The organism is Metabacillus sp. Hm71, assembly GCF_051842955.2.
Lineage (GTDB): Bacteria > Bacillota > Bacilli > Bacillales > Bacillaceae > Metabacillus.
Window position 1 is genome coordinate 2,754,743 of record NZ_CM200278.1, and the last position, 19,940, is coordinate 2,774,682.

Annotated in this window: 20 protein-coding genes and 2 pseudogenes; 15 read left to right on the forward strand and 7 right to left on the reverse strand. The window is 35.8% G+C overall.

Annotated elements, in window-relative coordinates:
• Positions 1-15: 15 nt before the first annotated feature.
• On the forward strand, positions 16-2,304 hold the full coding sequence (locus tag ACSVDH_RS13430; RefSeq protein ID WP_439253233.1) for a beta-L-arabinofuranosidase domain-containing protein: 2,289 nt from the start codon (positions 16-18) through the stop codon (positions 2,302-2,304).
• A 134-nt stretch (positions 2,305-2,438) separates the two neighbouring features.
• Here ACSVDH_RS13430 and ilvD read toward each other — a convergent pair whose 3' ends face one another.
• Positions 2,439-4,118: a dihydroxy-acid dehydratase gene (gene ilvD / locus ACSVDH_RS13435; RefSeq protein ID WP_299093114.1), complete on the reverse strand. Its 1,680-nt coding sequence runs from the start codon at positions 4,116-4,118 to the stop codon at positions 2,439-2,441.
• Positions 4,119-4,360: 242 nt separating this feature from the next.
• Here ilvD and ACSVDH_RS13440 point away from each other — a divergent pair, with 242 nt between their 5' ends.
• Positions 4,361-4,531, forward strand: a complete 171-nt coding sequence (locus ACSVDH_RS13440) for a hypothetical protein (RefSeq protein WP_299093115.1) — start codon at positions 4,361-4,363, stop codon at positions 4,529-4,531.
• Between the two features lie 53 nt (positions 4,532-4,584).
• Here the strand turns inward: ACSVDH_RS13440 and ACSVDH_RS13445 are convergent, their stop codons facing one another.
• A complete protein-coding gene (locus ACSVDH_RS13445; RefSeq protein ID WP_439253232.1) occupies positions 4,585-4,992 on the reverse strand; it encodes a (deoxy)nucleoside triphosphate pyrophosphohydrolase in 408 nt (135 codons plus the stop codon).
• A gap of 271 nt (positions 4,993-5,263) precedes the next feature.
• On the opposite strand from ACSVDH_RS13445, the gene ACSVDH_RS13450 reads away from it, so the two are divergent.
• The 4 genes and pseudogenes from ACSVDH_RS13450 to ACSVDH_RS13465 form a co-directional block, all read left to right on the forward strand.
• Positions 5,264-5,398 (forward strand): hypothetical protein, encoded by a 135-nt coding sequence (locus ACSVDH_RS13450; protein WP_299095803.1) that lies wholly within the window; start codon positions 5,264-5,266, stop codon positions 5,396-5,398.
• Positions 5,399-5,480: 82 nt separating this feature from the next.
• Positions 5,481-6,011, forward strand: coding sequence for a nitroreductase family protein (locus ACSVDH_RS13455; protein ID WP_439253230.1), 531 nt, complete (start codon positions 5,481-5,483; stop codon positions 6,009-6,011).
• A gap of 278 nt (positions 6,012-6,289) precedes the next feature.
• A complete protein-coding gene (locus tag ACSVDH_RS13460; RefSeq protein WP_439253229.1) occupies positions 6,290-6,751 on the forward strand; it encodes a GerAB/ArcD/ProY family transporter in 462 nt (153 codons plus the stop codon).
• Between the two features lie 49 nt (positions 6,752-6,800).
• Positions 6,801-7,163: pseudogene (locus ACSVDH_RS13465) on the forward strand (GerAB/ArcD/ProY family transporter); the annotation flags it as partial.
• A 336-nt stretch (positions 7,164-7,499) separates the two neighbouring features.
• Here the strand turns inward: ACSVDH_RS13465 and ACSVDH_RS13470 are convergent.
• On the reverse strand, positions 7,500-8,426 hold the full coding sequence (locus ACSVDH_RS13470) for an aldo/keto reductase (protein ID WP_439253227.1): 927 nt from the start codon (positions 8,424-8,426) through the stop codon (positions 7,500-7,502).
• A gap of 310 nt (positions 8,427-8,736) precedes the next feature.
• On the opposite strand from ACSVDH_RS13470, the pseudogene ACSVDH_RS13475 reads away from it, so the two are divergent.
• Positions 8,737-9,481 (forward strand): annotated as a pseudogene (locus ACSVDH_RS13475) (SDR family NAD(P)-dependent oxidoreductase).
• A gap of 150 nt (positions 9,482-9,631) precedes the next feature.
• Here the strand turns inward: ACSVDH_RS13475 and ACSVDH_RS13480 are convergent.
• Positions 9,632-10,210, reverse strand: coding sequence for a DUF502 domain-containing protein (locus tag ACSVDH_RS13480; protein ID WP_439253226.1), 579 nt, complete (start codon positions 10,208-10,210; stop codon positions 9,632-9,634).
• Between the two features lie 437 nt (positions 10,211-10,647).
• Between ACSVDH_RS13480 and ACSVDH_RS13485 the strand changes: the two genes are divergently transcribed.
• On the forward strand, positions 10,648-11,373 hold the full coding sequence (locus ACSVDH_RS13485) for a YwaF family protein (protein ID WP_439253225.1): 726 nt from the start codon (positions 10,648-10,650) through the stop codon (positions 11,371-11,373).
• A 115-nt stretch (positions 11,374-11,488) separates the two neighbouring features.
• Positions 11,489-12,439 (forward strand): extracellular catalytic domain type 1 short-chain-length polyhydroxyalkanoate depolymerase, encoded by a 951-nt coding sequence (locus ACSVDH_RS13490; protein WP_439253224.1) that lies wholly within the window; start codon positions 11,489-11,491, stop codon positions 12,437-12,439.
• A gap of 146 nt (positions 12,440-12,585) precedes the next feature.
• On the opposite strand, the gene fabG is transcribed toward ACSVDH_RS13490, so the two are convergent.
• The 3 genes from fabG to phaQ all read right to left on the reverse strand — a co-directional run bounded on the left by fabG (position 12,586) and on the right by phaQ (position 14,517).
• Complete coding sequence (gene fabG / locus ACSVDH_RS13495; protein ID WP_439253223.1) at positions 12,586-13,323, reverse strand: 3-oxoacyl-[acyl-carrier-protein] reductase; 738 nt, start codon at positions 13,321-13,323, stop codon at positions 12,586-12,588.
• A gap of 151 nt (positions 13,324-13,474) precedes the next feature.
• A complete protein-coding gene (gene phaP / locus ACSVDH_RS13500) occupies positions 13,475-14,026 on the reverse strand; it encodes a polyhydroxyalkanoic acid inclusion protein PhaP (RefSeq protein WP_439253222.1) in 552 nt (183 codons plus the stop codon).
• 65 nt (positions 14,027-14,091) lie between these two features.
• Entirely contained in the window at positions 14,092-14,517 is a 426-nt protein-coding gene (gene phaQ / locus ACSVDH_RS13505) for a poly-beta-hydroxybutyrate-responsive repressor (protein WP_439253221.1), read from the reverse strand.
• 333 nt (positions 14,518-14,850) lie between these two features.
• Between phaQ and phaR the strand changes: the two genes are divergently transcribed.
• The 6 genes from phaR (at position 14,851) to mmgA (ending at position 19,421) form a co-directional block, all read left to right on the forward strand.
• Positions 14,851-15,336 carry a polyhydroxyalkanoic acid synthase subunit PhaR gene (phaR, locus tag ACSVDH_RS13510; RefSeq protein WP_439253220.1) on the forward strand — a complete coding sequence of 162 codons (486 nt, stop codon included), beginning with the start codon at positions 14,851-14,853 and terminating at the stop codon, positions 15,334-15,336.
• 69 nt (positions 15,337-15,405) lie between these two features.
• Positions 15,406-16,149 (forward strand): acetoacetyl-CoA reductase, encoded by a 744-nt coding sequence (phbB, locus tag ACSVDH_RS13515; RefSeq protein ID WP_439253219.1) that lies wholly within the window; start codon positions 15,406-15,408, stop codon positions 16,147-16,149.
• 76 nt (positions 16,150-16,225) lie between these two features.
• A complete protein-coding gene (gene phaC / locus ACSVDH_RS13520) occupies positions 16,226-17,278 on the forward strand; it encodes a class III poly(R)-hydroxyalkanoic acid synthase subunit PhaC (protein ID WP_518618309.1) in 1,053 nt (350 codons plus the stop codon).
• 57 nt (positions 17,279-17,335) lie between these two features.
• On the forward strand, positions 17,336-17,590 hold the full coding sequence (locus tag ACSVDH_RS13525) for a biotin/lipoyl attachment domain-containing protein (protein ID WP_439253217.1): 255 nt from the start codon (positions 17,336-17,338) through the stop codon (positions 17,588-17,590).
• Positions 17,591-17,901: 311 nt separating this feature from the next.
• Entirely contained in the window at positions 17,902-18,186 is a 285-nt protein-coding gene (locus ACSVDH_RS13530; protein WP_439253216.1) for a hypothetical protein, read from the forward strand.
• Between the two features lie 47 nt (positions 18,187-18,233).
• On the forward strand, positions 18,234-19,421 hold the full coding sequence (gene mmgA / locus ACSVDH_RS13535; protein ID WP_439253215.1) for an acetyl-CoA C-acetyltransferase: 1,188 nt from the start codon (positions 18,234-18,236) through the stop codon (positions 19,419-19,421).
• Positions 19,422-19,940: the final 519 nt, after the last annotated feature.

Sequence of the window (19,940 nt, forward strand, 5' to 3'; positions counted from 1 at the left end):
AAGGAGGAAATGAATATGGAAAATGTTCGATTACTAGATGGCATGTTTAAACAATCACAAGAAAAAGGAAAGGAATATCTTCTTTATCTTGATGTTGATCGATTATTGGCACCTTGCTATGAGGCTTCTGGGAAAACACCAAAAAAACCCCGTTATGGCGGTTGGGAAAAAACAGGTATTAGCGGTCATTCAATTGGTCATTGGCTTTCTGCAGCAGCAACGATGTATTCAATAACAAATGAGCAGAAACTGAAGGAGAAACTTGATTATGCAGTAAAAGAGCTATCACTTATCCAGGCCTTTGATGGTGAAGGGTATGTAAGCGGGTTTTCAAGAGTCTGTTTCGATAAGGTTTTCACCGGGGATTTTGAGGTAGAAAATTTTAGCCTTGGCGGAGGATGGGTCCCATGGTACAGCATTCATAAAATTTATGCGGGTCTTATTGATACGTATCAGCTGACAGGAAATGAACAAGCACTAGACGTTGTAATGAAGCTAGCCAACTGGGCGAAAAAAGGTACAGACCAATTAACAGATGAGCAGTTTCAAAGGATGCTTATCTGTGAACACGGCGGTATGAATGAGGCGATGGCAGATCTCTATCTTATTACTAACAATCGCAACTACTTGGATCTTGCCATTCGTTTCTGTCATAAGGCTGTGTTAGATCCTCTTGCAGAAGGAATAGATGATCTGCAAGGAAAGCATGCAAATACACAAATCCCGAAAGTAATCGGTGCTGCAAAGCTTTATATGATCACCGGTGACGAAACATATAAGCAAATGTCAGAGTATTTTTGGACACAGGTCACAAAGCATCGATCGTATGTAATCGGCGGTAATAGTATAAACGAGCATTTCGGCCCGGAAAATACGGAAGAGCTTGGCATTCAAACAACCGAAACGTGTAATACCTATAATATGCTGAAGTTAACGGAATTACTATTCCAATGGTCACAAAAAGCAGAATATACTGATTACTATGAAAAAGCGCTTTATAATCATATTCTAGCTTCACAAGATCCTGATTCGGGAATGAAAACATATTTTGTCTCAACACAACCTGGGCATTTCAAAGTATATTGTACGCCAGATGAGTCTTTCTGGTGTTGTACTGGGACAGGAATGGAAAATCCGGCAAGATATAATCGGCATATTTATTATGTAAATCAAGATGATTTATATGTAAATCTCTTTATCTCATCAGAAATTCATGTGAAAAATAAAAATTTGAAGCTAACGCAGGTAACAAACTTTCCAGAATCTAATAAAACAAAACTATTATTTAATAGTGGTACAAAAGGAAACGTAAAGCTCCATATAAGGGTACCAGGTTGGGCGTCAGGACCAATGACTGTCCTTGTAAATGATCAAAAGCAATACCAGTCCCAAAAACGTGGTTATATAACCATTGAAGGTCAATGGAGCGAAGGTGATATCATTGATATCGAGATACCGATGAGTTTGCACCTTTCAAGAAATAAAAATGATCCTAGAAAGGCTGCTATTCTTTATGGACCGATTGTGTTGGCAGGGGCTTTAGGCAGAGAAAAATTCCCTGAAACAGATATCATTGCTGATCATGTTAAGCTGAATAACCATCCCTTAATAACCGTTCCAGACCTTATTACTAATGAAAAGGAAGTTTCAAAGTGGATTACACCAATTGCAGGAGAAAAGCTAGCCTTTCGAACAGCTGAAATCGGACAGCCTGGAAATGTAAGCGTCACTCTCATTCCTTTTTATGACCTGCATCATCAGCGCTATACGATCTATTGGAATATCATGGATGAAACAGATTATCAGTCTTTCGTTGACAAAGAACAAGAGGAAGCGAAAAAACTAAGAGAAATAACGGTTGATGTTGTTCACCCAAATGAACAGCAACCAGAGGTCGATCATGAAATTAAGTCGAAAAACTCTAGGACTGGTTTTTTAAACCTCTTCAATTCTGGCTGGAGAGATTGTAAAAATGATGGTTATTTCAGTTATGAAATGGCTGTACATCCAGATAATCAGATGTACCTGCTTGTTAGTTACTGCGGGAATGATACTATTTTGCATGAAGACGGCAAAGCGTATCAGCGTGAATTTGATATTTTAATAGATGGGTCACAAATTGCTCATCAAACTCTGAAAAGAAACGATCCAGGTAAGCTTTTTGATGTTTGCTACGATATCCCTCTTTCATTAACAAAAGGAAAAGAAAAGGTAGAAGTGAAATTTGCTTCGGAAGATGGAAAAATTGCAGGAGGGGTTTATCGAGTTAGAATCTTAAAAGACAAAAGTGTTATTTCAAAATAATATAAACCTCTAGTTAGGGCCTAGCAAAAATATTGTTAGGCTTTTTTTACACGAATGAGTTTAACTAGAGGTTATAATAAAAAACCTGTCAGATCCCAATTTTCGGGTAACTGACAGGTTCAAGCCCATTCTAATTAAATTTTCATTACTCCACCAGTGTTTGCAGAAGTAACGAGCTTAGAGTAACGTGCTAAGTAACCTTTTTTTACTTTAGGTTCAAAGCCTTTCCAGTTCGCTTTACGTTTTGCAAATTCTTCATCAGAAATTTCAAGTGTGATCGTACGATTATTTAAATCAAGTTCGATGATATCACCATTTTCTACAAATGCAATCGGACCGCCTTCTGCAGCTTCTGGTGAAATATGGCCGATTGAAATGCCTCTTGATGCACCTGAGAAACGTCCGTCAGTAATTAAACCTACTTTTGCTCCAAGACCTCTACCAACGATTTGTGATGTAGGGGCAAGCATTTCTGGCATTCCTGGTCCGCCTTTAGGACCTTCATAACGGATCACAACAACATCGCCTTCTTTTACTTTACCAGTAATAATTCCTGAAAGTGCCTCTTCTTGCGAATCAAAGCAAATTGCAGGACCTCTATGGTAGCCGCCAACAGCAGGGTCAACCGCACCAACTTTTATCACCGCACCATCTGGAGCTAAGTTTCCAAATAAAACAGCAAGACCGCCTTGCTCAGAATGTGGATTGTCTAATGGACGGATGACATTCTTGTCCAAAATATCTGCTCCTGCAACATTTTCACGTAATGTTTTGCCTGAAACAGTTAAGCAATCGCCATTAATAGCACCAGGCTTTTTAAGGACCTCATTAATGATTGCACTTACTCCACCTGCGTTATGAACATCCTCAATATGGTAATCTGATGCAGGAGCAATTTTTGCCAGATGTGGTACTCGGCTTGCAATATCATTGATACGTTCTAATGAATAATCAATTTCTGCTTCATGTGCTAATGCAAGTGTGTGCAATACAGTATTGGTCGAACCACCCATAGCCATATCTAATGCAAAAGCATTATCAATCGCATCAATCGTAACGATATCACGTGGTTTAATATCTTTTTTAATAAGTTCCATTAACTGTGTAGCAGAGCGTTTAACAAATTCTCTACGTTCAGGAGAAACAGCTAAAATGGTTCCATTTCCCGGAAGTGCAAGGCCAAGACCTTCAGCTAGACAGTTCATTGAGTTTGCTGTAAACATACCTGAACACGAACCACATGTTGGACATGCAAATTGCTCAATTTCTTGAAGTTTTTCTTCTGTTATTTTACCTGATTGGTAGGCTCCAACACCTTCAAATACTGAATTTAAGTTAAGCGGATTACCATCTTTATCTGTACCAGCTTTCATTGGTCCACCACTAACGAAAATCGTTGGAATATTTACACGAAGAGCCGCCATTAACATACCTGGTGTAATTTTGTCACAGTTTGGAATACAAACCATGCCATCAAACCAATGGGCAGAAACAACTGTTTCAACTGAGTCAGCGATGATTTCACGACTTGGTAATGAATAGCGCATTCCAATATGGCCCATCGCAATCCCGTCATCAACACCGATTGTATTCATTTCAAATGGAACACCGCCAGCTTCACGGATTGCGTCTTTTACGATTTTACCGAATTCTTGTAAATGTACATGCCCTGGAACTATATCAATATATGAATTGACGACCGCAATAAACGGTTTGCCGAAATCTTCATCTTTTACACCGGCTGCACGAAGCAAGCTTCTGTGTGGGGCACGGTCAATTCCTTGTTTAATCATATTACTACGTTGTTCAGCCAAGTTTAATCCCTCCAAATAAACAGTCCATTAAAAAATTCTTCTGAAAATTTTAATATTTCATATTGTAACATTATTTTTATTATTATCATAGTTTTAAATCACAATTCTTTTCTGTAAAAATAATAGGAATACTTTTTGAAAGTGAATTTTTGAATTGGAAAACATAATATTTTTAATTTGGTCATAAATAAAACAAAATATTATAGAGAACAATAGAAAAAACAGGAAGGGGGGACTAGTTTATGGCAAACGGTCCATTCGAAGATACTTTTAAACCTTTAAAAAGGAAGGAAGAAGTTTTAGAAATTAGCTCAACTGGATATGGATTGGAGTCTGTTTCGGAAGAAAATGCAGAAAAACAGAAACAAAATCAAGAGAACAAAGGAAACTCTTCTGAATGCGGCGGGCTTTAAGTAGGATGACATTCTAAAAAATTTGTTCCTGATATGAAAGTAGTCTTTCATTATTAAAGAAAAAGGCTACTTTCATTAATTAATTTTTCCACAGCTGGAAGATCTGCAGGCGCCCATCTTAATGAATCTAAATTTTCTCTTTTTAGCCATATTAGCTTAGCGTGTTCAGTTTGAAGCGGAATTCCCTCTGTGATCTTACATGTAATGCACAATAAATGAACCTTGAATGTATCGTACTCGTATATATTCTCATGAAAAAGAGTCTCTCCAGTCACTTGGCAACCTAATTCTTCATTTATTTCTCTTTTAATCGCCTGAAAGATATCTTCATCTTTCTCAACCTTTCCACCAGGGAATTCCCACATATTTGGTAAAGACATTTGAGAGGATCTAAGAGCACAAAGTATTTCATTTTCATCATTCTCAATGATTGCTGCTACTACCTTTATCGTTTTTTTCATTGCTATCTTCTCCACTTAAATGACTTAGTTTTATTCTATTATCTTTACTTTACAAAAAGCAAATGTAGTAAAGTATTTTAAAGAAAATTAACTATACTATTGTAATAAGAATATTACTTAAGTCCATTGTACATACTTCCTTATTAAAGAAAACTTTCTGACTAAAAACATAGTTCTGTATAGTTATAGATTTTGCTTTATTTTTTCAATAAATTAGTCAATCTCATGTATACTTTTGGTAAGAGTTCAACAATATTTAAGGAGGAAACTTATGCGAGAGGAAGTTGGAAAGTGTTCTGTTTGTGAGAAAACAATCTATTGTTTGGACGGTTTTTTAGATGGAATTATTACGAAAGAAAAAATCCTTTATTGTTTTTCATGTAGTACAAAGGAAGAAGACAAGTAATTAAAATTGGTTATAAGCTGAATGTTTGATACGATAAACGTATAATAATTATTTCTTAGATGCAAGAATGGAGGAGAAAAAGGTGGATTTTAACCAAGTTGTAAGCAATAGACGTGAGATTACCAGTTTTTCAAACCAATCGATTCCGAAAGAAACAATTGAAGAAATTTTGGAAGTTGCATGGCTATCGCCAACCGGGAATAATTTACCATCCCGTGAGTTCATTGTTGTGAATGATAGAGGGATGCTTGATCATCTTGCTAATACAACCCCATATATGCCATGGTTAAAAGAAGCAACCTATGCCATCGTAATAACAGGTCGGCCAACGGTTAGTAAGTATTGGATACAGGATTCCTCTATTGCAAGCGGTTATATTTGGTTAGCGGCAGTAAACGCAGGGTTAGGCTGTGCATTTGGTGCTGTATTTAACGCAGAGGATGAGGTTGAATCCGAACAAAGAGAAACATATGTAAGAAATGCTTTAAACATACCGAATGACCGAAGAGTATTAGCGATATTGGGACTAGGGTATGGGAAAGAAAAACCGAATAAGAAGGAGCTTGTAAAGAAAAACGAAATTATTTATTATCATACCTTTAGACAGCAGTAAAAGTAAGGAGGTAGATGGTAAAGAAGCTTATATTGTAATTGAATATTATTAATCGTTATTTAGTAAGAGATATATAGTTTCTGATATGAAATAGGATAATAAAGGTAACTGCTGGATTTTAAAGTAGTTGCCTTTTTTATATAAAAAAACAAAGTCTCTATACTGCGAATAAGTGGCCGAGTCTTTCTAAGTAAAATAGGAAAATGCATAACGGCTTTTCACTTGGAAATAATAACAAAATCAATTTTCACTTATTTTATATTTAAGGGAGATTTCCAATGAGGGTTGAGAAGATTAGCGCACTCCAATTTATCTATATTATGAATGGGTATGTTTTAGGTACAGCGTTAATTTTGGGATTGGGGTTAAATGTAAAACAGGATGCGTGGATATTTATTTTGTTCGGGATGCTATTTAGTCTAATATTAATGTTTGTCTATACGCAATTATTTGCTTATTACCCAAATGAAACATTGGTACAAATGCTTCCAAGAATTATAGGCAGATTTCTTTCTTATCCAATTATCCTCCTTTATATTGTGCATTTTACATATTCTGCAGCAAGGGGATGCAGAGAATTGGGAGATCTGATCGTTACTGCTATTTTAGATAAAACACCAATCGTTCTCGTCATTGGAAGTTTCATGGTACTTATTGTCTATTGTATTAGAAGTGGAATTGAAATTTTTTTCGGATGGGAGAGGTTTTATTTCCTATCTACATCTTTGCTCTCATATTAATATGGATTCTGTTATTTAGTGTTCAACAGTTTGATGTAAAAATCTTACTCCGGTGTTGGGAAATGGTGTAAAACCATTAATGAAAGAGATATTTCCTAGAGCGATAAACTTTCCCTTTGGTGAAACCGTTATTGTTTTAATGATTTTTCCGTATATAAATAATAAACAGAATATAAGAAAGATAGGTATGTCTTTTATTCTCATTGGGGGATTATTATTAACGATTAATTCCATTATGATGATTTCTATTTTAGTCCGGAATATTATTCTAAAAAAAGTTTTTCTCTATATATCAGCAACTCAAATGGTTTCGATTGCAGATTTTCTAGAACGTTTTGATGCACTCGTTATATTAATGATGGTAACCGGAGTGTTTTTTAAGGGTGGAGGTTTTACAATTGGAGCGGCATAAGGAATTTCTCAATTATTTAAGCTAAACCAAATTCGATCTGTCGTACTGGCACTAAGTACAATCATTACATCTTTATCACTGATTAGAACAACTAGCTATATCGAGCATTTAGAAATTGGATTTAAAATTTACGTCCCATATATTCATACCGTATTACAAATCATAATCCCCATATTATTGCTTTGCATTGCTTTTATTCGCCAAAAATTTCATTCTAAAGCATTAACTTAAGGCCCAATAAAATAGGTTAAATATAAAAAATGCTCAAAGCAAAAAGCTTTGAGCATTTCATATGCTACATGGTAATTATAATACGTATAAACACCTTAACAGAGATTATGGTACGATTTTTCCTCCGGCTTTATAAAGCTGATACCATTCTTCTCTTGTTAATGGGATATCAGAACCTTTACAAGCATCTTTCAATCGCTGTGCATTAGTTGTCCCTAAAACAACCTGGATATTCGCTGGATGTCTTGTGATCCAAGCGGTTGCGATTGCGGTAGCCGTAACATCATATTTGTTTGCTAGATCATTAATTAATACATTCAATTCCGCATAGTTCTCAGTATCTCCGAGAAAAACACCTTCAAAAAAGCCTTTTTGGAAAGGCGACCAAGCTTGTACAGTAATATCATTCAAGCGACAGTAATCTAATATGCTCGCATCACGATTAATTGCTTGATCAATATTCATATTTAATGCAATGCCCGAATCAATAAGTGGGGTATGTACAACACTTAACTGTAATTGATTGACCATTAATTTGTAAGGAATATACTTTTGCAACAGCTGCATTTGCATAGGATTATGATTTGAGACACCGAAATATTTTACCTTACCAGACTCATAAAGTTCTCCAAAAGCCTCAGCAACTTCTTCTGGCTCCATTAATGTATCAGGACGATGGAGAAGAAGGATGTCCAAATAATCTGTTTTTAAGCGCTTTAAAATACCATCTACAGAGTGGATGATATGTTGTTTCGAAAAGTCAAAATAATTTTCTTTTGCACGGATGCCGCATTTGCTTTGAATAATCATCTTCTCACGAATATCATCATCCATGTTAATGGCGTTGGCGAAAATTGTTTCGCATTCTCCTGCACCATAAATATCAGCGTGATCAAAGAAATTGATTCCTTCATCCATTGCAGTGCGGATTAATCGTTCAACCTCAGGCAGCGAAAGCTGGGTGATACGCATATTACCCATAATAATATTTGATGCTTTTAAATCAGTATTACCGATAGATATGTATTTCAAGTGAATAGCCTCCTCTATGAAATTAATTTATCTTTCTAACAAAAGTTGTACAGCAGTATTATGATACGTTCTATCTATCTCAGAATATATCATATCTTATTCTTTAATATTCGTCATCTAAAATGATTCCGTTTACATTATATCGTCTTTTATTAGAATACACTTCCTAACAATAGCGGTATCATAGTCCGAGAAGATTAAAGTTATTAAGGAGAGGTTTAATATTATAATTTCAGTGAAATGGAAACATTGTAAAATAATGGAATGTTTAAATGTAAAGAGAACAAGACTTACATAGGAGGTAAAGTGAATGACAAATTTAAATGGTAAAGTTGCAATAGTTACAGGTGGAGCGTCGGGAATTGGTTTAGCAACAGCAGAGGCTTTCGTTGATAAAGGTGCAAAGGTTGTTATATCCGACTTCAATGAAGAGGGAGGAAAAGCTGTTGAAAAAGAACTAAAAGAAAAAGGAGCGAACATCTTATTTATAAAAGTAGATGTCGCAGATGAAAAATCTGTTGAAAACCTAGTAGCTGAAACGGTAAAGACCTACGGGAAGCTGGATGTCATGGTAAATAACGCAGGAGTAGGTATTCTTTCTACTACTCACGAGCTTACTTATGAAGATTATCATCGAGTCATTTCAATCAACCAAGATGGGGGTTTTCTTCGGTGCAAAATACGCAATTCGAGAAATGCTTAAAACCGCTGGAGGTTCAATTATAAATACAGCTTCAATTTTAGGGCATGTAGGTGAAGCTGGTGCTTTTGCTTACAATGCTAGTAAGGGTGCAGTAAATATTTTAACAAAGTCCTTAGCTGTTGAATACGCTGATAAAAATATTAGAGTTAATGCAGTATGTCCTGGTTATGTTGAATCTGGAATGGTGAACAAGGAAGCTCTTTGAGAATTTTATGATGGATTGGTGGCAAGACATCCGATCGGCAGACTTGGTAAAGCATCTGAAATTGCACACGGAATTGTCTTTTTAGTAGAAAATGATTTTGTCACTGGTACTTCCTTAATGATCGATGGAGGTTATACGGCTGTATAAGTAAATAAAAAGCATGTGTATGTTTGACGAGGAAATGCTAATTGTTTTATCCTTTCGATATTTCATTCATGTGTTAGCAAATGCCAACTACTATTGTCAAGCTCGAGGCCACAAATAAAAAGTGGGTGCTCGAGCTTAAAGTAAGTTAGATTACTTATCTGTTGAAGTCATCCCGCCTGAGAGGATAAATTTCATCGCATCCTCAGGCTTTACATCAATAATTTCTACCTCATCTTTAGGAATTAAAAAAGTGAAGCCTGCAATTTGAAACGTTTGTTGGATATAGACAGCAACATGATCCTTCAATGGATCATAAAAGCTTTCTAGATCCTCTGTTGTGATAAAACCGATACTTTTCATTTTTGTTCCCGGGATCGTAATGATTGCAACCTTTGAAAATGATTTTTTCTCGCCAAGAAAGGAATTAATCGTATCCTTAATAACGGAGTAGATGGTTTTGATAACGGGTATCTTTTCAAGCAATCTATCGACTAATCGGAAAAGGGCACCGGTGAAAACCTTTGTAGAAAGCCAGCCTAAAATGGTGATCAAAATAAAGGTACATAGTATACCAATTCCAGGAATATAATCATCCTTTAAATAAGGCTTCAGTACACTCCCCAGAATCCCGTCTAAAAACATAAACGTTTTATAAACAACATATATAACAAGAATAATCGGGACGATTGTTAAAATTCCATTTATAAAGCTCCGTACTATACTTCTCATGTTTATCTCCTTTTTTTCAATCTACTATCATCTTATTTTAAGACGATAGATGGCATAATGACAATAAAGATTTTGTTACAAAATTGATCCCATCTTAACGAGCAGAATAAACCCTCAAGGATAAAAGTATAAATTAGCAGAAGAATGTGGCTGTCTTAAGATGTCAGTGACTACTCTAATACCATATACAGGAAGATAAAACAGTGGTTCTATTTATTAGTGATTGTTTGAGGAGAGATAATTTTAAGGAAAGATCCAATTTTATCTAAAAAAACGAAGGTTCAAGGGGGACTTCATGTACTCTTAAGAGCAATTCGAATATTTTAAACTCGGGGTGAAAATAATAAGCACAGATGGAAGTATTTTTAGGTACGTAAAATCTTAGGTTTAAGCTAATAATGAACATATTTCAACTCTTAAAAAATGGAGATTAAAACATGCAAACTTTTTTTCAATATCACTCAGAACAAGATCCGTTTCGTCTTTTTTCAATAGAGCATATTATAACCATCGCTATTATTTTTGTTTTTTGTCTTTTTTTATTTTTCTTAAGAAGAAAGCTTGAAAAGCAGGGGATAAGAAGGGTCCTTCGTTTTTTTCTACTATTTTTACTTTTAGTATTTGATGTAAGCCATCATATATGGCTTGCAAGTGAGAATGCATGGACCCTTAAAGACGATTTACCGCTTCATCTTAGTGATTTGGCTGTTCTTCTTGCTATTGTAATGCTGCTAACGAAAAGCTTGGGACTTTTTCAATTTTTATTTTTTGCAGGTTTAGGCAGCTCCATTCAAGCAATCTTAACTCCTGATTTAGGCCGTTTTTCATTTCCTCATTTTCAATATGTTGAGTTTTTTATCTCACATGGAGGAGTTGTGCTTACTTGTTTATTTATGGTGTTAGCCTATCAATATCGGCCGACGCTGCGTTCCTTGTGGATGACTGTCCTTATTGTTAATATTTATGGAGTTTGTGTATTCTTCCTTAATAAGTGGTTAGGGGCTAATTATTTGTACATCATGAACAAACCAAAAAATGCTTCTCTCTTAGATTTTCTCGGACCATGGCCATGGTATCTGCTTTCGGTAGAGGTGATCATGATTATAAGCTTTTTTCTTTTATACAGCCCGTTTTGGCTAAAAAAGAAATTGGAAGGCTCGTAAAAGCTTAAGAATTCTTACATTTGCTTTTTATTTGATACATTATAAAGAGGCTTAGGCATTATCCTGAATTATAACCTGAATATTGGAAACTTTTACAAGGGGGGGATGAAATGGTATGAGTAGCTTCTCGGAATATACGCACCTAGGCTATAAGTATAAACTTTATGTACCGAGCCGGTACAAAGTGGGAAACGATGTAGCTTTGATGGTGATGCTTCATGGCTGTAAACAAGATCCTGATGACTTTGCTGCAGGAACAAAAATGAATCATCTTGCTGAACGAGAAAACTTTATTGTACTTTACCCAGAGATGAATCGATTGTTTAATCCTTTTAATCTTGCTCAATTTAATCTTGATGGATGCTGGAATTGGTTTTTAGATTATAATCAGCATCGAAAAGGAGGTCAGCCTAAAGTCATTAAAGGAATAATCGATGATATCAAAAAAAAATATAGTATTGATTCGAATAAGGTGTATGTAACTGGTTTATCTGCAGGGGCAGCCATGGCTTCTATTCTAGGAGTAACCTACCCAGATGTATTTAGTGGAATTGGGATATGTTCCGGTTTACCGTACGATGCGGTTGATGTATTTATCTCAGCTGATCCAACGGCACAAACTGCAAAAGATGTCATGATTCAAGGTACATCCGATCCATATAAGTGTGGGGAGAAGGCCTATGAAGAAATGGGAAATTATAAAAGAAAAATGCCTGTCATTGTTTTTCATGGCATTTGTGACACCACTGTACATCCGATCAATGGGCAGCAGGTTATTATCCAATGGGGTCAAACCAATTTTCTTGTAGAAGGCGGTAAAGGAAAGGCAGATGTGGCACCTGCTTTTCTAAATGCAGGGATTGCAAATGGAAGAAGCTATACCCAACATGTATACAACGATAAGAATGGAATATCAATAATGGAACTATGGATGATAGATAGAATGGGACATAAATGGTCTGGTGGAAGCCCAAATGGTTCCTATACGGATCCAATGGGCCCAGTTGCATCATCCATATTATGGAGATTCTTTTCAACTCAGAATTTAGGTCAATTTACAGTTTGATTGAAAATACGAAGAGGGCTAGAAATGGTAATGTTTATTAAGAAACTGAAAAATCACTAAAAAAAGTTAAAAACCTTAAAGTTATTTATCAGTTGCTCTTACTTTACCTTGGTACGATTTCAGTATTAATTCATAATCCTGTTATATCAAATAACTAAGCCGCCATCGACACTTAATACCGCACCATTTATATAATTTGCATCTTCTGAAGCTAAAAATAAATAGGCAGAAGCAATATCTTCAGGTTTACCAAGTTTTTTCAAAGGTGTTTTTTCTTTCATGAAATCTAAAACCTTTTTAGGCACTGATGATGTCATGTCTGTTTCAATGAAACCGGGAGCTATTGCATTGACCCGTATACCTTTCGGCCCAAATTCTTTGGCCCAACTTTTAGTAAGACCAATTACGCCTGCTTTCGTAGCAGCATAATTGGTTTGACCGATATTCCCATATAAACCTACTACAGATGATGCATTGATAATTACTCCTGATCCCTGTTCCATCATGACTGGAATAACAGCCTTTGTGAATTTAAAGACCCCTGATAAATTTACAGCAATTACTTTTTCCCAATCACCTTCATTCATTTTTGTAAGGAACCCATCAATCGTTATTCCTGCATTGTTTATTAATATATCTATTCTTCCGCAAGAATCAATCGTTGATTGAACCATTTCTTCAATCTGAGGAGTATTAGTAACATCGACCTCAAAAAATTTAACCTGGTTTTTCTCACCAAGCTCTTCTAAGGCAGCCATGCCAGCGGATCGATCACGATCACAAATGACGACCTTTGCACCTTCTTGCAAGAATTTTCGAGCAGTTTCTTTACCAATTCCTCTTGCTCCACCGGTAATTAAAGCTACTTTTTCGGCTAATTTCAAAAATCTCACCTCTTTTTTATCGATTAAAGGATAAAACAGAAAAGCAGCTAATCAGAAACTATGTAAAGATTATCTTTAAAACTGTTTTATCCCTCTTGTACTATTTAATATTTCAATATTTTCAAAAAAAGAACAGCGAATCTCCGCTGTTCTAGTTAAACATACTCAATGCAGATTTTGTGTTGTTTTCTAATGCATTGAGAAATCCTTTTTGTGTTGTATTCACTTGGTTTAAAAAATCTTCCATTATCGGTTTTAATTCTTCGCGATTTTTTTGTTGATGCCCGATAGCTGTTTTAATCGCTTCTTGGAAGTGCTGTTGCGACTGACTTAGTAAATTTAAATTCGCTTTAAGTGGTGTTGAGGTTAATTGTTGAATACGGCTGAATACTTCATCAAGTCGTTCATTCGACTGTTCGAAGGACTTACTTAACTCTTCACCATTAACATTTTGAATATTCTGCATAACGAATTGACGCAGTTCTTGTATTAATCTTTTTTGTTCTTCTTCCATTCTGTCTATATTTCCGGTTATTTTTTCCCATGCTTCATTTTGGTGTTCAAATGCTTGAAGCGCAAGATTTTCCACTTTCTTTTGAGAGTCGTAGACAAAGTTCAATCCGCTTTTCCAACTTTCCCAATAAGAGTCAATAAAATTAAAATCATTCTGATCGTTGCTTTGGATTTTTTTGTTTGCAGCCATTTAAAAAACCTCCTTAATAAAATTAAAAAATTTATTGTGATTGCAGCAATGATGCTGCAGTGCCACTATTCATCATCTTCCTCGTTTTTGTCACAATTGGTTGAAGATTTTGGAAGGAACATATCAGTATACATTGTAAAAAAACGGTTAAGAATCGATTGATATTGCTCAAGCGAAGCAGCCCACGTGTTTAGATAAGCTTCGCCGGCATCGGTTAAAGAGTAGATCCGTTTTGCCGGTCCTCCTGTTGAGGTATCCCATTCAGACTTTACCATGTTATCTTTTTCTAGTTGTCTAAGTGTTCGATAAACATTTCCTTGATCAATCGATGAGAAACCAAATTGAGTCAACTGTTGAATCAATTTATAACCATGCAAATTCAATCCGCGGAGACTTAACAATAGCACAGGTATCATAATGTTTTTTGGAATACTGGCCATTACTTTCTCTTCTTTTGATTTTGAATCATTAGAATCCTTTTTTATTGACATATGTACCACCTACAAATTGAATATCTATATGTGTAATTTACACCTATGTGATGTATTTGTCAAATCAAATCATCTAAAATAATTAGTCAAATTACGACAAATCCCTCATTGATCTTTCTCATTGTGGTAATCCACTATATTTCCTTGCAAATGCTACTATTGTAAGGGATTTTGGCTTAGTATTTTTATCAAACTAGTAAATGATCTTTACACCAAAGACCTCGAAAATTTACGATAATTTGACAAAATATTTAAAAAACTTGCCTTGTAAGCATTTTAATTATCATTTAATATAAAATTCGTACTAATCAATCAACTGGAAGGAGAGAACAAATGACTCAGCAAAAAAGCTTTAATCCGATGGATTTGTGGAAGGATATTTATAACCAGTCAGAATCCTATTGGAGCAGCGTATTGGATGAAAAAATGAAGGAAGAATATTTTTCCGAGTGGATGGGGAAAGTCCTAGAGATGAATCTTCAGTTTAAGAAAATATTGAATGAAACAACAGAAGGTTATTTGAGGCAAGTAAATCTACCTACACAAAATGATCTTGCCAACATCGCATCCCTTGTTGTGAATGTTGAATCTAAAGTTGATAATTTAGAAGAGTTGGTTGAAGAAAACAGTTCAAATCAAGTAAACCAAGCAGAACTTAAACGTGAAATGACACGTATGAAAAATGAAATAAAGGGTCTAAACAATAAACTTGATGAAATCCTTGCCTTGCTAAATGAAAAAAGCAGTGTTGGAAACGTAAACGAAACAGCGGAGACAGTTGGAACAACTGAGACAACTGAGAGAAATGAGAATCAATAAATTCGGATAATTAATCGGTAATGCTTTTAAAAAATCTAATAATAATAAATACATAAGGAGTGCATCCAGATGGCAGATTTAAATAACAAAGTGGCAATTGTAACAGGCGGCGCAAAAGGAATTGGACAAGCAATTACTAAGGAATTAGCTAATAATGGAGTGAAAGTCGTAATAAACTATAACAGCAGCAAAGGATCAGCAGAAAAGCTTATCACAGATCTTAAGGCGGAAGGCAGAGAAGTTTATGCAGTACAGGCAGATGTTTCAGATATTGAGCAATCTAGAAAACTAGTAGAAGAAGCTGTTAACCATTTCGGAAGAGTTGATATCCTTGTTAATAATGCGGGAATTACACGGGACTCTACTTTCAAAAAACTTAGTGAAGAAAACTGGAAAAAAGTAATTGATGTTAATTTAAACAGTGTTTACAATACAACCTCTGCTGCTTTGCCTCACCTTCTTGAATCAGATGCAGGGCGAATCATTAATATTTCATCTATTATTGGACAAGCAGGAGGCTTTGGGCAAACAAACTATTCAGCAGCAAAAGCAGGAATGATTGGTTACACAAAATCGCTTGCGCTTGAGCTTGCAAAAAGCGGAGTAACTGTTAACGCGATCTGCCCAGGATTTATTGACACGGAAATGGTTCAAGAAATTCCGGAAAATATTCGCGAAAGTATCGTAGCGAAAATTCCATCACGTCGTTTTGGCCAACCTGAAGAAATTGCACGTGGCGTCGTATTTCTATGTAAAGATGGAGAATATATCACAGGTCAGCAGTTAAATATTAACGGTGGACTATATATGTAATACACATATTTTTAAACGAATAAGAAAGGTGTGAGATTTAATGAGCATAATTGCCTCAAAAGAATGGCAGCAACTTATGGAAACGATCCCAAACGAATTCCAAGAACCGTATACCCGTTTAACTAGAGCAACGGAAGTGTTAACAAGTGATCCCGAACCGGAAGTTGGTTTAACACCAAAAGAAGTCATTTGGACAAAAAACAAAGCGAAATTATTCAGGTATGTATCCGACCAACCGAAGAAGTTCAAAGTGCCTCTCTTATTGGTGTATGCACTTATTAATAAACCTTATATCTTAGATTTAACCCCAGGAAACAGTTTAGTAGAATATTTGGTTAACCGAGGTTATGATGTATATCTCCTTGATTGGGGTACTCCAGGTTATGAAGATAAAACGATGAAACTAGATGATTACATTTTAGACTACATCCCGCGTGCTGTTCGCAAAGTGCTTCGGACATCACAGGCAGACGAAGTTTCAATCCTTGGCTATTGTATGGGCGGTACTATGACATCTATTTTTGCTGCTCTTCATCCTGAACTGCCGATACGTAACTTAGTATTTATGACAAGTCCATTTGATTTCGAAGAAACAGGCTTATATGGTTGTTTCCTTGATGAGCGGTACTTTGACATCGACAATGTCGTTGATACCCTAGGTTTAATTCCACCTGAAATGATTGATTTTGGGAACAAGATGTTGAAACCAGCGACAAATTTTTTCGGGCCATACGTTAGTCTAGTTGATCGGGCAAACAATGAACAGTTTGTTAAAAATTGGAAGCTGCTACAAAAGTGGGTATCCGATGGCATTCCATTCCCAGGTGAAGCGTATCGTCAGTGGATTAGGGATTTTTACCAGCAAAATAAGTTGATTAAAGGAGAGCTCGTCATTCGCGGTCGCAAGGTTAATTTAAAAAACATTACGGCAAATGTACTCAACATGTCAGCTGAAAAAGACCATATTGCCCAACCTCATCAAGTGAAAGCACTTATGGACGTTATTTCAAGTAAAGATAAAGAGTACGTTTCATTGCCTACCGGCCATGTGTCTGTAACATTTGGACCTAAAGCTGTAAAGATAACCTATCCAACTGTCGGCGACTGGTTGGAAAAACGATCAAAATAGTAGAATGAAATAATAAATTTAATGTCTGAAAATCCGTTAATTTCCCGGGAGGATAAAATGCTAGAGTTAATGCAGGAAATTTATAGCCCTTGCTATGGCAGAGTTGAAAACATTTTGGTAAAAGAATCATCCTATATATATGAATGGGAAAAGCTATTTTTAATAAGAGAAAAGAACGGTTCTCTAAAAGAAATTAGGGTAGGGATGAGTGGTTTAATTTCGTCTCTTGAGGTAAAAGAGAACCAAAATGTAACCCCAAACACTGTTTTAGCGAAAATAAAGGAAGATTTATTTATTACCGGATCTGATTAATGATATCAATTCATAAACCTGTATGAGAAACAACGAATTTACTGGCAGAAATCAATAAGTAAAATTTAAGCAGAAATAAAATCATCTTTTAAAAAGGTTTATATCTATGATTCAATTTTGAGAAAAAATCATTAATAGAATTATATTGAGATATTATACTACATTAAGCATAAATTGTATATATATTTTCTCAAATAGTATTACTTTAGCAGAACAACTTCTTTCCTCTAATATCAAAAAATGGTAAGGGAACTTATAATGTAAGTATAAAAGAAGAGGCGCTGAAACTTCATTTAAATTACAGAGGTAAATTGAGCGTAGAGGTTAAGGTTCCTGTTTTTGATGAAAGAGATTTAAGTTTGGTTTATTCTCCAGGGGTTGCCGAGCCTTGTAAAGCGATTTCAGAAAATGCTGATCAGATTAATGATTATACGATCAAAGGGAATCTTGTAGGCAGCTTATTCAACCTTATGAGCTTACAGAAGATTATGTCATTCCGAACCTTTTTCGATAAACGGGTTGTAGAGTCTGTTTCCATAGCAGTCGCAAAGACTGCTATTAAAAGCGGGGCAATCAGAAAAAAGCTTATAGTATAGTAGATTCTAAGTCATAAATGAATTTTTTCTAAAAGGAGAGAAAGAAAATGGTGCAACAAGAAGTAGTTATTGTAAGTGCGGTTCGAACGCCAATTGGAAATTTTAATGGAAGTTTAAAAGATGTTTCAGCGACAAAACTGGGAGCTCTTGTTATTAAATCGGCATTAGAAAAAGCAGGAATAAATTCGGATCAAGTAAATGAGGTTATTATGGGGAACGTCCTACAAGCCGGTTTAGGTCAAAACCCTGCTCGACAAGCTTCGATTCTAGCTGAAATACCTCAGGAGGTACCCGCATTAACCATTAATAAAGTCTGCGGATCCGGATTGAAAGCAGTTCATTTGGCGATGCAATCAATTTTAGCCGGTGATGCAGAGATCGTTGTTGCAGGTGGAATGGAGAATATGAGCCAAGCTCCTTACCTATTAGATGGTGCTCGTTCAGGATTCCGTATGGGGGATCAAAAAGTATTGGACAGCATGATTAAAGATGGCTTATGGTGTGCGTTTAACGATTATCATATGGGTGTTACTGCAGAGAACCTTTGTGAAAAATATGAGTTGACAAGGGAAGAACTTGATCAATTTGCTGCCAACAGTCAACAAAAAGCGGTTTCAGCAATTGAGGCTGGCCGTTTTGAAGAGGAAATTGTTCCTGTTGTCATTCCACAGAGAAAAGGAGATCCAATTGTTTTTGCGAAGGATGAGTTTCCAAGAGCAGGAACAACAGCTGAAAAATTGGCGGGATTGCGCCCGGCCTTCAAAAAAGACGGTATTGTAACCGCAGGAAACGCATCAGGCATAAATGATGGAGCTGCAGCAGTCGTTGTCATGAGTAAGCAAAAAGCGGAAGAATTGGGACTTGAGCCACTTGCAACAATTCGTGCCAATGCAAGTGCAGGTGTTGATCCAAGCATTATGGGAATTGGTCCGGTTCCAGCTACGAAAAAAGCATTGGAAAAAGCAGGTTTGTCCATTGCAGACATAGATCTTATTGAAGCAAACGAAGCTTTTGCTGCACAGTCGATAGCAGTTGGAAAAGAGTTGAATTTTGATGAAGAGATTTTAAATGTGAATGGTGGAGCAATTGCATTAGGACACCCTATTGGCGCAAGTGGAACACGTATTTTAGTTTCATTGCTGCATGAATTAAAGCGAAGAGATGGCCGTTACGGATTAGCGACATTATGCATAGGCGGCGGTCAAGGTGTAGCAACAGTGATTGAGCGCTCGTAAGCAAAGTTTCATAGGGAAATGAATATACTCAACTGGACGTTTATCTTATGTAAAACGTTTAGTTGAGTTTTTCTACAAAGTATCTACTTGATGGATATATAGTTCAATTACAACGAATTAAGGTGGTAGAAACATTGGTAATGATACACTATGCTATTTGCACAAATTGTGGGTGTAATGAATCATCAATAGAAATTTATCGTTGTCAAAGTTGTAGAAAGATGTACTGTAGTAAATGTACTGAGGATAATGATGTTTGTCAGGATTCAGAATGTGGCGCAAGAAGTCTTAAACACAAAGGATATATTTTACCATTTGACGAGATAGAGGGGACACTCTAAACGTGATTGAGGACAGTTTGAGTCGCAAAATATAGATGTGTTAATTGATTATATCGTTATCAATAAATAGAAAAATTCTCATAAGTTTTAAGATGAAGATAACCCCACTTGTATGGAGGGCACTGAAAAACTGACGTTATAAAACTTGTAAATGGTTCTAAGAAAAAAGCGCCATTCC